Here is a 12,855-nt window from a genome sequence, read left to right on the forward strand (position 1 = left end):
AGACTTCCTCCACACCTACAACCACCACCGCTGCCACACCGCACTCGACGGACACCCGCCCATCACCCGCGTCAACAATGCTGCGGGTCAATACAGCTAGGCCGTGTTTTGAAAATCGGCTCTGCTCCTCGTCCCGCATCGCGATGATCGCGGTGTGGGACGAGGGCATCTTTCTGACGGGCAGTGGGCGGTGCTGGAGCCGCTGTTGCCGGTCGCGGTGCTGAGGCGGCCGTCGTTGGACCGGCGGAAGCTGATAGACGGGATCCGGTGGCGGGTGCGGACCGGTGCTCCGTGGCGGGATGTGCCGTCGGAATACGGGCCGTGGCAGACCGTCTATGGACTCTTCCGCCGTTGGCAGCGTGACGGCACCTGGCCCGAACTGCTGACCCGGCTTCAGGCCCGGGCGGATGCGGCCGGGCTGATCACCTGGGAGGTCAACGTCGACTCCACGATCTGCCGGGCCCATCAGCACGCCGCGGGCGCCCGCCGCGACGGCCAGGCCCAGAAGGAACCGCCGGGCGGAACCCGCACCGAGCCCGAGGATCATGGCCTGGGCCGGTCCCGGGGAGGCTTCACCACCAAGATCCATCTGGCCTGCGAGCAGGGCCAACGGCCACTGTCCCTGCTGGTCACCGCAGGACAGCGCGGTGACAGTCCTCAGTTCACCGCCGTCCTGGAAGGCATCAGAGTGCCCCGCACCGGCCCGGGCCGTCCCCGCGTCCGACCGCTGCGAGTGCGGGGCGACAAGGCGTACTCCTCCCGCGCCAACCGGGCCTACCTGCGAAAGCGCGGAATCCGCTGCACGATCCCGGAGCCTGCCGACCAGGCCGCCCATCGCAAGCGGCGTGGGAAGGCCGGCGGACGGCCTCCGGTCTTCGACCGCGAGGACTACAAGGCCCGGCACGCGGTCGAGTGCGGGATCAACCGGCTCAAGCGCAACCGGGCGGTCGCCACCCGGTTCGACAAGCTCGCCGTCCGCTTCGAAGCCACCGTCCTGATCGCCGCGATCGGCGAATGGCTGCGACCGGCCTGAGCTGTCGGATCCGCATGCCATGCTGACCGCGACCAGGGGCGACAACGAGGGGAAGGCCACGATGGGGGCTCGGTACTACGGCGCCGACAGCGAGAACGGCGACCGCATCGACGACCCCTCCGAAGACGCGCTGTTCATGATGATCAGCGACCTCAACGACTCCGACAACACCTTCGTCGTCGTCCAGCCCGACGAAGACGACCCCGTCTGGTTCGCCTCCGTGGCCGTCCTGGACGAGGGGGGCTACGAGATCGTCCGCCGTGACACCACCCGCAACGAGCACGAGGTCACCACGGCGACCAGCATCAACGACATCGCCCGTGACCTCACCATCTGGATGGCCGCCCGCGTCTTCCCCGGACGGCCAAACAGGCAGGTCAGCGCGTTCTAAAACACCGCCTAGGCCAGGGTGGGCGGACCCCGGTCCTACCAGCTGGTGTTCCGCCCGTCCTGCCCGGCGTCACTGGGGACGGCGGGTCCTGGCATGATCTTGACAGGGCGCGGGAGTACTGCGGGGGAAGGCGGGGAGCCGGTGGAGGACCATCCGCAGCGGACTTGGCTGATCAGCGGGCACAGACTTCGGGATCCGGACAGCGGCAGGAAGAAGGACTTCGTCCCGACCTGGGTGGAGGAGGGTTTCTGCTCCGTGGACTTCCGGGAAGTCACGGGCAGGTTCCCTGCAGGCACGCCCAAGGAGGACATCCGGGCGGCCGTCGACCGTGACCGCCCGGACGCGCGGCAGAAGAGCCGCGACTACGACACGAGCCAGTTGTTCCGGTTCGTCGGGGAGGTGCAGTCCGGTGACCGAGTGGTCACACGCACTGACCCCAACGGCTCGAACGAGATTCACGTCGGCATCGTCGACGGATCTGTGAAACCCAAGGCGAAGCGCGCTCCGCTCACGCGCCGCCGCAGAGTCTGGTGGGCGACTCAGGGCCGACCGCTGCCGTGGGCCTCGCTGCCCGAGAGCCTCCGGAAATACCTACTGGATCGCCGACGATTCACGCTGAGCGACATCAGTGCGAAGGCGTCCGAGATCGAGAAACTCCTTCGAGAGGCGGACGGCCCTGCTGGCGGTGACCGGATCCCCCGGCAGGGCACAGCGTTCTCGCTGACGGAGAACAACAGCTACAGCCGCGCCGGGCTTCGGCGGTACCGCCCGGATCAGGAGCGGTTCCGGCGGGCAGTGCTCGCGCGCTACGACCACCGCTGCCCACTGTCTGGCATCGCCGTCCCCGAGATGCTTGAGGCTGCGCATCTGCTGCCCGACGCAGAGGGCGGCAGTGCCGACGCCGGCAACGGCCTGCTCATGAACGCTGCCCTACATGCCGCGTTCGACCAGCACCTCTTCGCCATCCACCCTGAGGGCCTCGACGTGGTCGTCCGGCCGAACGGCCCGAGTGCTGCCGACATGGGCATTATCCACACCCGCCTCACGGCACAGCGCCTCCCGAACCGTTTGGCCTTGCAGTGGCGGTATGGCGAGTGGCAGCGGCGAACGGGAAGCTGAGGAGGGTAGTCCGCCCGCCCTCCGGGCCGGCCGGCCTCGGTGGTGCGTCGCAGGCTCGCAGGCCGTACCCGAGCTGCGGACGGGTTCTCGTGCACCGGCTGGGGTCCCTCCTTCTGCAATCGGGCGTGCCCCACGTCGTGGTGTAGGGGTGGGGTGGACTGTCCAGGATGGCCCGAAGCCAGCGCACGCGCCGCCGAAGCCGCCCTTGACCGGCCGACACAGCCCGCACACTGCACGGTCGGGCGGCCCCGGCCCGTTGCCGACGGCAACCGAGTGGGGAACGTAGAGCAGCACTGGCCGTTTTCACAGATCCTCATCAGCGTCTGGAGGCCGCGCTGGAGGCGTTCGGCCGGGTCGTCAACGCCGCCACCGCGCCGCGGCTGTCCTGGTGGGCACGCCGCCGTGCCACGCCAACGAGCTGACCCTGGCCTGCGCGTCAGAGGAGAGCGTTGAGGCGCGTGAAGAGGGCCTCGAAGCGGTCCCGGGTTTCATCGTCGATCTGATCCAGCAGGGTGCCGGGCGAGCGCATCAGGTGGCTGGCGGGCTGGTAGTGGTCGAACCGGCCACCGTGGGCCGCCTCCACCTGCCTGATGATTCGCCCGCCTCCCTTGAGCTGGGCCTTGGTGAACTGCCCGACCTTCGCGGAGGACAGGAGCTTGAGGTACCAGGTCGGGGCGAAGAGGTCCTCAATGTCGGCTTCGCTCGTGTTGGTGAACTCGGTGAGGTAGACCAGGCGGCCCTTGTCGAGAAGGCCGCGCGAGACGAGCTGTGCGATGCGCTGGTTGCCGCCGCCCGCAACATCCATCAGCACCGCGATGCTCAGGTCGCTGCTGCCGAGCAGCGAAACGAACGACGGCACTTTGTCGAGCCCACCGACCGGGGTGATGGTCCAGTTGGGGTCCAGGGACGTGCCGCCGGCCTCACGCACGACCTCGCTCATCACGGTCAGGTACACCACGTCGGACGGGCCTTCGACCAACAGTTGGTTCGGCCCGATCATCAGCGTCTGAGTCATGTCGACGCCGATGGCTCCCAGCAAGGGGAAAACGGTGTCGGCGCGGGCTCGCCACAGCTCCTGGCTGACCTGGGTGCCGTCGTTGTCGACATCTTCGACCGTGCGGCAGCGCTCCAGCTTCGAGGGCTGGATCATGAACAGTGAGTGGGTGCTGTAGATGACCTGGTGCTGCGGGACCATGCGCTCCTCGATGTAGCGCAGAAGGTCGTTCTGGGCCTTGGCATGGAGGTTCAGGCCGGGCTCGTCCAGGAGAATGACGCGCCGCCGTGTGACGTCTTGGTACTCCGAAAACGCGGCCAGGAAGGAGAAGAACCAGATGAAGCCCTTCGACCGGCCCTCCATCCCGAGGGTGACCCGGTGCCGCTGGTTCTTGATCCGGATGTGGAGCCACGGCTCGGTGCGATGCGGCTCTTGCGGCGTGGGAACCTGCTTGAACTCGATGTCGAGCTCTACCGACAGGTCAGGGTTCTGGGTCCAGTACTCGAAGAGCTGGTCGGTCAGCTCGTTGGCTGCCGCCTCAAGGGCGGCCTTGCGGTTCTCGTAATTGTCCCGGGTGAACTCATCGGACTCCACCCCGGCGAGCTTCAGCAGGGACAGGGCCGTGCGCTCCTCCGGCTCCAGGTCGTCCTCCTCGACGGTCTGCAGTCGCTCGATCGAGACACTGCCGGGCAGCACGTTGTACTCGTCGAAGTACTGAAACCGCGGCAGCCGCCGGTGGAGGATATTCCTGATCTCCGCGTTCAGGTCGCGCTCATCCAGGTCGTCGGCGAGCTGGACTGCGGCTTCGGCATGCTCATCGGCACGGAGCGCTGCGATGAGTGCGTCGATGTCTTTGGCCTTGGCGAAGCGCGCAACGTCCAACCCAGACTTGGCAACCAGGTGCTGTGCGGCGGCCAGAGTGTCGGCGGCAAGGTCGAGGTACCAGCACGTGTCGACGTCGTACTGGCGAGACACCGTAATCGTCTTCGCGGTGAATGCCTTGGAGCCGAATGTCTTGGCCACGGCGTCGATGTCGTCCTGCTCCAACTCGAACGTCGCGGTGACCGGCCGAGCCTGCGCGATCCGGTTCTTGTCGCGGGAACGGTAACGCCGAGGGTAGTCCCGGAGCTCCTCGAATGCCGTCGGATGCCCGCTGGACAGCGGATTCACGCGGTAGAGAGCTTCCAGGGCGGCGGTCTTGCCTGACTCGTTCTTACCCACGAAGGCGGTGATATCGCCTTCGAGTGAGAACAGAGTGGAGTCGTTGATGCTCTTGTACTTGGTGATGTGAGCGGACTGTAGGCGCATCGAGTCTCCTGTGCTGACCACGCCGCCGACAACAGTGTCGGCGAACGGGATCACGCTACGCCGTGAGAGTGACAACCGGGCTGTCCGCAGGTAAGTGGGTCCCCGTCCTGCATCGGCTTGAGCCGTGACGGCAGCTGGGACCCAGACCGAAGCGCGGTTCGGACCCCAGCCGTAGGCGGGTGGTCATAGCTCGATGTCGAGCCGCTCCACGTCGGTGAACTCCACGTCCAAGCCGTGCGCGCGGGTGTTGTTGGCGCGGAAGTACATCCGGGCCAGGCCCTCGGCGGCGATCTGCCGGAGCTGGTCCTCGCCGGCGCCCTGCTCCCGTGCGTTGAACAGCTGGTCGGCGTACTCGGGCGGCAGGGCCTGGGTGATATCCCGGATCCGGGCATCGTCAGTCGATCCCGCTTCGGCTTCGAAGCCGAAGCGGGCGCGGGTGGAGACGACCAGCCCGGTCGTGGTCGCCGCCCTCTGCCTCGCCTTCGCGCGGACCTGCGGCTGCCACCTCTTCTTCACCTCGCCCTCCAGCCGGGCGCGCAGCTCCTGGCGGGGCCGCTTGAGCTTGCCCGTCACGTACCGCTCCACGGTGCGTTGGGAGATCCCGAGGGCTTGGGCGGCGGCCTTGGTGCCCTTGAGCTGCTTGACGAGGTACTTCATCTGGGCCTGAGCGCTCTTGGGAGCGGGGCGGGTGAATGCCTTCTCCAGTGCGCGGTCCAGGCCGTCCCCGAGCGAGTCAACCATGACCTGCTACTCCCCTTCTCCGGCCGTCGGATCGGCGGTCTTGATGAGGTTGGAGATGTTGAAGACCCCGCCGCGCTCCTCGAACAGCTGCTCCGCCCACAGGACGGTCTGGGTGCCCTGGTGCTTGACCATGCCGGGCGAGACGCCGAGCCGGAAGCCGCCGGGCACCGGCTTGCCCTCGGGCGTGGTCGGCAGGACGTCCAGCGGCGACGGGCCGGGCGAGGGGTAGACGATCGCGTCCGTGCCGATCGCGACCGGGTACAGGTCGGCGGCGGCCGCCGTCTTCATCAGCTTGCGGTGCAGGCCGGTGCGCTGGTTGGCGAGCACGGCGGCCCGGATGTCGGGGCGCCAGTTCACGCGCTCCAGCGCCGGGTAGGGCTCGTAGTACGGAACCTGGCCCCGGGAGCGCTGGCGCAGCTTGCCGATCGCACCCTTGGCCGTGGCCTTGATCGCGGTCTCCAGCAGCGCCATCGTCGAATCGACCTGCTTGCGCCGCGCCATCGCCTCGAGGAACTCTTCGCCCTGGAGGTCGGTGGTGACGCCCATGTCGGCCATCGTCTCCACGTACGCGTCGCGCAGCCGCTTGTACCAGGAGTCCAGGTAGCGGCCGGTCTGGGTGCGCACGTACGCCTCGATCGGCGCGACATCGAAGCCGAGCTCCACCGCGTAGGCGACGGTCGGCGTGGCGTACCAGGCCGGTCCGGTCGGGCGCTCGCCGGTCGGCGTGAACGGCGAGGGAAGCCGGTCGCCGTCGACGGTGCGACCGTTGACCCGTGCGCGGGACAGGTCGACGTGGGACAGGTCGACCAGCCAGGAGCCGGGCAGCGATGCGTCGAACCTGGGGTTACCTGCCAGGTGGGTCGGCCCGTTCAGCCCGACGGTGAGTCCGTTCGCGGCCGCGGCGAAGCTCATGTTGATGTCGACGACGACCAGGTACGGGTTGGCGCACTCCTCGTCGGTCAGCGGCCGGCACCAGTCGTAGGGCTCCTCCATCAGCATCTCGGCCGGAGTGCGCAGGTGGTGCCGGGCAAACTTGTCCTTGAGGATCGGGTGCTCGTCGGGGACCTCGCACTCCACCACGGGGTACACCTGGGTGAGCGCGTCGTCGTTGAAGGCCCGCTTGAACTCGCCGGTGACCGGGTCCTTCTCCGCGCGGGTCGGCGGACGCAGCGCGGTCATCAGCTCCAGGCCGGTCGTCGCGGTGCTGCCGCGCGGCGTCATCACCCGCGCCGCGTACAGGCCGAGGTAGCGGGCGAGGTCGGCCGGGTGCATCGTCAGCAGCAGCTCCGGGCGGTCCTTCTTGCCCCACTCCCGGGTGTCCAGCGCGTTCCACGGCAGGATGCACAGCTGGACGCAGCGCCGCCGGGAGCCCTCCGGGTCGCGGTAAAGCCGGGCCCACGGCCCGAACCCGCGCTGGGTCATCTGCAGTCCGGCGCGCTCGATCTGCTTGACCACCTTGTGGCCGGACGGGAGCCGGCCCGCGTGTCGCTCCTCCTCCGACAGGGCGGCGGGCAGGCCGTAGCGCTCCAGTGCGGACGCGGTGAGGACGAGGATCGGGTCGGCGTCGCGGCCGTTGCGGTGCAGCCGGGCCTGCCCGAGCTTCGCCTCCGCCAGCGTCCAGTCGACCAGCGCCGGGATGCTCTTGGCGGGCACGTCCAGGACCAGGCCGCCGACGTAGTACGCGGAGACCTGGCCGTCGGTGTCGACGTCGATGACGGCGAGCGGACCGTTCTCGAAGCGTGGGTCGACGTCGGCGGGCGCGGCCGCCGTGGTCTTCTTCGACACCGCCTTCTTCGCACCCGGGTGCCGCGACGACGCGGCGGGCCTCGCGGCGGGCGCCGGTCGCACGGCAGCAGTCGGGGCCGGGGGTGCCGGCGCTTCGGTCGCCGGGGCGGGAGCGGGCGCGGGGCCGGTGAACGCCTCCGGGGTTACCGGTGTCGGAGCCGGGGCGAGGGGCTCGTCGGCGGCCGGGGCGGGGAAGCGGGCGGCGAGGCCCTCCAGGAGCCGGGCGTACGCGGCGCGCTTCGGCGGCCGCGGCTCGGTCCGCCCGGCCTCCCAGTTCCCCACCGCCTCCCGGCGGGCGTCCAGCGCCTTCGCGATCTGCGCCTGGCTCAGGCCCGCCGCCTCCCGCAGGCGCTTGCGCTCCGCGGGGGCCGGCAGGTCGTCCTGTGCGACTTGCTCCAGCAGCGCATCCACGGCGCTGAACAGCTCGTTCTCAGTGGACACAGAGGTCACCTCCAATGGGCAGCATACCCGATCGCGCATTAATTCGCTCACTCAATCGCGCATGAATCACTCATCGGGTTGATGTGCAACACGCGGGCCGGTGAGCCGTGCAACGGCTGTTTATGCAACGCCGGGCTGCAACGCACGTGCGTTGCAGCCCGGCGTTGCACCGCGTGTTGCAGGCCCGCCGCCCCGGAAGTCCCGGTGCGGCACGGCTGTCCTGTGACAACGAACCTGGACCGATTGCCACCGAAGTTGGACCGGCAGTCGTTCGTGACAGCGAAGTCTGACCGTTGCAGATCAGACCACGGGACACGGCTCAACAGTCGCAGGGCCGACTCCGCCTCTTGACCGGGCCTCCAGCAGCGGACGGAGTGTCAGAGGCTACTGGCATGCTGCGGTTGTGCCGTATAGAGACCACCCCTACGAGTTCAAGATCGAAGTTCTTAACGCCTATGAGGCCGCGCCATCAGGCACGAGGAAGGACGTGCTGAAGCAGTACGGCCTCTATGCGTCGACGGTGATCAGGTGGCGAAAGGCGCGGGAGAGCGGAGAGCTTCAACCGCCGGCCCCCAGGGAGCCGATCCGTTGTGTCGCGGTCGGTGGACGGTGCCCTCGCGAGGCGAAGGAGTATAGGACCCTCAAGCTGTGCCGCCGCCACTACTACCAGGTCTGGCGTAACGGGATGGCGGGCTGCTCACAATGCGGTGCTTACACAGAGCTGCGCCGTCGCGAGTGCGATACCTGCATCGGGGCAGAGTTCAAGGATTACGGATTCGATTTGGTCGGCACCTACGTGAACACTCATACGCCAGTCGCGGTGAAGTGTCGAGAATGCGAGAAGTCCTTCCCGATTCGGCTGAATAATCTGCGTGAAGCGCAGAGGCGCGGCACTCGAGGGTGCTCCAGTTGCCTCAGGCTGACCGACGAGCAGGTGCATGAGATTCTCTCTCAAGCGGGACTTCGCAAGGTTGGACCGTTCCTTACTACGCGGGTGCCGGTCGACTGCATCTGTACCCGCTGCAATCAGCCATATCGTGCAAGGGTTGGCCACATCCACCATCGCCTGCGGCGCGGGCTTCGGGTCTGGGGCTGCCAGCCTTGCGCACTGCAGGCGATCCGGGTGGTCGAGCTCACCGAGCAGGAGGCTCTTGAAGAGTTCTTCGAACTGGGTGTGAAGGACGTGAAGGGCTGGGTCAACGCAGGCACGGTGGTCGAAGGGCGCTGCATCCATTGCAACAGGATCACTACGCCACGACTCACGGTTCTCCGACGGTCCAGCACCGGGGTCGCCTGTGCCTCATGCAACGGGCGAGGATTTTGGAGTATTCCTGCACTGCGCAAGAACAGGAAACTCGCTCAAGCACCCGCGTTCATATACATCTACGAGTTCACCGACTTCGACGGAACCTTGTTCCATAAGGTCGGAATCACGCGCGACATCAATGGGTGGAGTAGCCGCCTTGACGAGCACGAGCGCTTTGAAGGTGAACTTGTCCAACTCGCCAGTGCCACTCGGATCGTGTGCCGAATGGCTGAGCTGCTAATCCTTAGACATGTCGGCCCGAATGCATACGAGCCCTCGAAGCACAGACTGGCTGCGGGCCATAGTGAGTGCTATCTACCGCAGGGGGTGATTGACCTTGAAGCCTGGCTGAGGATCGCCACCGCCAAGCTGGAGGAAGGCGAATGACGTAACCAGACCCAAGATCACATATCCACGGCAGTGGCCTCCAGCCCGAGGCGGGGGCGGCTCGCCACCGCGCCAATCTCCACGAGAACGCGACGTCTTCCGCTTGTGCATTGCGGCAGCGCTCAGCGCGTGCGAACTCATCGAGGAGCGCCAAATCCGCGCCAACGTCCAGGCATTCTCCGCACGGGTGGCCCAGCTGAGCGCGACCGGCAGGTAAGGCTGCGGCAACTCCCAGCGTGGTTGGTCACGCCACCTCACCGGTCACCTGCCGGGGGTGAGCCACCGAGTGCACGATGGCCCCGGCACCTTCGGCGCGGGCCCGGCGCAGTGCGGCGGTCTCCGTTGCCGCGGCCTGGCGGCGCCGCTGCGCGCGGACCTGCTCGATCGGTGCCGGCGCATCGTCCGGGACGACGTCGGTCTCGGGGAATGCCCTGCGGGACAGCTCACGCATCGCGGCACTCTGCCGCTCCACCGCCTCCGTGATGGCCAGGTCCATCCGCCGCGATGCGGACACGGTTCCGTTCTGGCCACTGCGCGGTGCGGGTTACCCGCCTGCCTTCGGCGCAGCCGTGTCCTTCACGGTGAGAATCTCTGAGACCGGGCAGCCCCATGCCGCGCCCGGTCCGGCGGGGCCGTAGAGCGTGAACCCGCACGCCTGGAAGAACGCCTGCCGACCGGCCGCGTCGGCGCCGTCCTGCGGCACCAGGGCCAGGAACGTGTGGCCGGCTCTCTGGGCCCGGCGGGCGATCTCGGCGAGAAGCGCCCGGCCGACCCCGTTGCGACGATCGGTATGGGCGACGGCCATCGTCAAGATGAACGTTTGCTCGCCGGGGTGCGCCTCCCGGCCTTCGTCGTGCCCGAAGTCGCAGTGGAGCTGGAACTCGGCGATCCCGACGACACGCCCGTGGAACTCGGCCACGACGGCGTCCAGGCCCGCGGGGTCGTAGAACCTGCCGTCTCCCAGATGGTTCGAGTACAGCAGCTCCTCCACCACCGGGTAGTCGGCTTGGACGATGTCACGGATGAGTGGCATGCCCCGAGTGTTCCAGGACCGCGACCCGCAAACCGAGGCGGCCACGACCTCCGCGGAGCTCCGGGCCGTCGTGGCCGACACCGAGAAGATGACGAAGGGTCTGTTCCTGGGCGGTCAGGCGTCGGGGGCAACTTCGGGGTGCGTGAACTGCACGGGCTTGCCCAGCGACCGGGCGTAGGCGATTTCGGCTCGGGTGCTGTCTCCGATGTAGTCGCCGACGACGAGCACCTCATCAGCGAGCCGGATCTTCGCCCGGTGCAGGTCGTCGAGTCGAACCTTCAGCGCCTCAGCCTCGACCGGGTCGGACCACAGTTCGTGGGGCGACTTCATGTCGATGCCCGGCTTGACGACGATCTTCCCGACTCTGGTCTCCCGTAGATCGGCCTCGTTCATCTCAGTCATGAAGCGGGTGGAGCCGCAGATTACGACAATACGAGGGAGGCTCAACAGCTTCTTCGCGTCGGCGAGCTTCTCCTCGGGGGTGAACGGCTGCGGGTATGACACTGGTTCCTCCCGGTGGTGTGGTCGAAGGACTGCTTGCGGAAACGAGAACGAGGGCGCACTCGGCCTGGATGCCCCGGACGACGACGAAGACCTGCGGGATGTCGTCGAAGCTGATGCCGAACAGGTCATCACCGACTCGCGCTTCCGCTGAAACCGGCCGGACGGAGCGCACGAGCTCACCCGGCCTGACGCAGTGCAGGAGCCCTGGCAGTACTGGCCTGCCTGGCACGAGTGCGGCGGATCGCGGCAGCGCGCACGGCTTCGACGGCCTGACGCTGCTGAGCACGGACGTCCTCGAGCGACGTCGGCACCTCGTCTTCCTGATCCTGCTCGACATCGGGGAAAGCGGTGGCAGCAAGCTCGAGGCGGACCTGCTTCTGTCGTACGACGGCGGCGGCCAGGGGCGGACCCTCCTGGTGGGGCGGAGCGACCGCGCGGTGGGCGGCGAGAGCACGGCGATATCCGGCCGATGCGCCTTTCCTCGTTTTCACCAGCTCAGCGGGAACGACCCGCTGCGGGTCCGGGTCGCCGGCCGACAGAGCAGGGCATGTTCCTCATCCTCGGCCAAAGGACTGTTCCCAGGGCGCGGACCTGCGGGTACGGTCGGCCTCCACGGAGTCCGGACGGCGCCGGTGCGACAGGGAGGGGACGGCGATGGGCAGCGACGTCGGATGGGGCGTGACGGGCAGGCAGGCGTCATGACGGCAGACCAGGGCGGGACCCCCGGGTCTGCACTGGGGGCCGGTGGACCAGCCGGTGCGGCCGGCTCCGCTCGGGAGCCGGAGCGTCCCTTACCCGAGTCCGGCAGAACAGCCGGGGCGGCCAGTTCTGCTGGACCTGCGCCCGAGGGGGGCAGGCCGACCGGTGCGGGCAGTCCCGCCGCAACCGCACCCGGGTCTGGCGAGCCGGCCGGCCCGGGCAGGGCTGTTCAGGAGCCGGAGCGGCCCTTCCTGCAGCGCCCGCAGGGGATCATCGCGGTCATCGGCGGCGTGATCGCTGCCCTGAGCGGGGCCCTGGCGCTGGTCTTCCTGCTGTTCCCGGATCTCCAGCCCCAGCCCGAGTCGGGGGCAGAGGTAGAGCTGGTGGACGTCGACCTGGCCAAGGAGGAGGAGATCCGGGCGGACTGGACCTCAGCCGGGGAAGACGAGAGGGGTGAGACGGCGCAGTGGAAGGCGTCGCTCGTCACCATGGTCCTGCGCAACAGCGGGGAGAATCCCGCCCTGGTATCGCAGGCGGAGTTCGACTTCAGCTCCATCACTCCGGTGGGGTGCCCCTACGGGGCGAGTGGTCTGGAGGTGAAGGCCCGGTACGACGTCAAGGTCCCTGCCGGCGCCAAGGCGCCCTTCCGGAAGATCCGTAAGCTCAAGTACTCCCTTCCCCCGCACGAGCAGGAACGGATCGCCTTCACCGTGGGGCCGGAGACGGCCTCCGACGGGGTCCTGCCCAGCGTCTACACCTTCACGATCACCCTGCGCCTCGACGACGGCAGCAGCCTCACGACCCCGAAGATGACATACATGGATCCCTCCGGCAGCGCGAGCGTACTCACGACCGGGGACCAGGTCGTGCGCTACGGCCCGATAGGAAGCTTCACCGCGGCCTGCCTGAAGGAACAGGAGCGCCTGGCGCGTGAACTGAGCGCGAGCTCCCCGTATGTGTCGGCCGAGTTGAAGCGCTACAGCTCTCAGCTGACCGGCCTGGTTGGCCGGCTTCCCTAAAGCGAGTGATCCCGCCCGGGGCGGAAAGGGAGGCCGATCGCGCGGGCCTCGTGCGGCGGTCCGTCCCTGGGGCGGGTGTGCGTTCTATTCTGGAA

11 protein-coding genes and 1 pseudogene are annotated in these 12,855 nt (G+C 68.0%); 6 read left to right on the forward strand and 6 right to left on the reverse strand.

Going from position 1 to position 12,855, the window contains the following annotated elements; translation table 11 throughout:
* From ACIGW4_RS36850 to ACIGW4_RS36865, 4 genes and pseudogenes are all read left to right on the forward strand, one after another.
* A pseudogene (locus ACIGW4_RS36850) lies at positions 1–100 on the forward strand (IS481 family transposase); the annotation flags it as partial.
* A 54-nt stretch (positions 101–154) separates the two neighbouring features.
* Positions 155–1,033: an IS5 family transposase gene (locus ACIGW4_RS36855; RefSeq protein WP_399585939.1), complete on the forward strand. Its 879-nt coding sequence runs from the start codon at positions 155–157 to the stop codon at positions 1,031–1,033.
* Positions 1,034–1,052: 19 nt separating this feature from the next.
* Complete coding sequence (locus tag ACIGW4_RS36860) at positions 1,053–1,424, forward strand: hypothetical protein (RefSeq protein WP_399585942.1); 372 nt, start codon at positions 1,053–1,055, stop codon at positions 1,422–1,424.
* Between the two features lie 141 nt (positions 1,425–1,565).
* Positions 1,566–2,543: an HNH endonuclease gene (locus ACIGW4_RS36865; protein ID WP_399585945.1), complete on the forward strand. Its 978-nt coding sequence runs from the start codon at positions 1,566–1,568 to the stop codon at positions 2,541–2,543.
* A 436-nt stretch (positions 2,544–2,979) separates the two neighbouring features.
* Here the strand turns inward: ACIGW4_RS36865 and ACIGW4_RS36870 are convergent, their stop codons facing one another.
* The 3 genes from ACIGW4_RS36870 to tap all read right to left on the reverse strand — a co-directional run bounded on the left by ACIGW4_RS36870 (position 2,980) and on the right by tap (position 7,812).
* Positions 2,980–4,899, reverse strand: coding sequence for an ATP-dependent nuclease (locus ACIGW4_RS36870; protein ID WP_399585948.1), 1,920 nt, complete (start codon positions 4,897–4,899; stop codon positions 2,980–2,982).
* A gap of 129 nt (positions 4,900–5,028) precedes the next feature.
* Positions 5,029–5,586, reverse strand: a complete 558-nt coding sequence (gene tpg / locus ACIGW4_RS36875; RefSeq protein ID WP_399585950.1) for a telomere-protecting terminal protein Tpg — start codon at positions 5,584–5,586, stop codon at positions 5,029–5,031.
* 6 nt (positions 5,587–5,592) lie between these two features.
* A complete protein-coding gene (gene tap, locus ACIGW4_RS36880) occupies positions 5,593–7,812 on the reverse strand; it encodes a telomere-associated protein Tap (RefSeq protein ID WP_399585952.1) in 2,220 nt (739 codons plus the stop codon).
* Between the two features lie 487 nt (positions 7,813–8,299).
* Between tap and ACIGW4_RS36885 the strand changes: the two genes are divergently transcribed.
* The gene (locus ACIGW4_RS36885) at positions 8,300–9,505 is read left to right on the forward strand and encodes a hypothetical protein (RefSeq protein WP_399585954.1); all 1,206 of its coding nucleotides are present in this window, start codon (positions 8,300–8,302) and stop codon (positions 9,503–9,505) included.
* 244 nt (positions 9,506–9,749) lie between these two features.
* On the opposite strand, the gene ACIGW4_RS36890 is transcribed toward ACIGW4_RS36885, so the two are convergent.
* The 3 genes from ACIGW4_RS36890 to ACIGW4_RS36900 form a co-directional block, all read right to left on the reverse strand.
* A complete protein-coding gene (locus ACIGW4_RS36890; protein WP_399585956.1) occupies positions 9,750–10,001 on the reverse strand; it encodes a hypothetical protein in 252 nt (83 codons plus the stop codon).
* Positions 10,002–10,049: 48 nt separating this feature from the next.
* Positions 10,050–10,538 (reverse strand): GNAT family N-acetyltransferase, encoded by a 489-nt coding sequence (locus ACIGW4_RS36895; protein WP_399585958.1) that lies wholly within the window; start codon positions 10,536–10,538, stop codon positions 10,050–10,052.
* Positions 10,539–10,652: 114 nt separating this feature from the next.
* Entirely contained in the window at positions 10,653–11,042 is a 390-nt protein-coding gene (locus tag ACIGW4_RS36900; protein WP_399585960.1) for a hypothetical protein, read from the reverse strand.
* A gap of 989 nt (positions 11,043–12,031) precedes the next feature.
* On the opposite strand from ACIGW4_RS36900, the gene ACIGW4_RS36905 reads away from it, so the two are divergent.
* Positions 12,032–12,760 carry a hypothetical protein gene (locus tag ACIGW4_RS36905; RefSeq protein ID WP_399585963.1) on the forward strand — a complete coding sequence of 243 codons (729 nt, stop codon included), beginning with the start codon at positions 12,032–12,034 and terminating at the stop codon, positions 12,758–12,760.
* Positions 12,761–12,855: the final 95 nt, after the last annotated feature.

It is taken from the genome of Streptomyces sp. NPDC053513 (assembly GCF_044544765.1).
GTDB lineage: Bacteria > Actinomycetota > Actinomycetes > Streptomycetales > Streptomycetaceae > Streptomyces > Streptomyces litmocidini.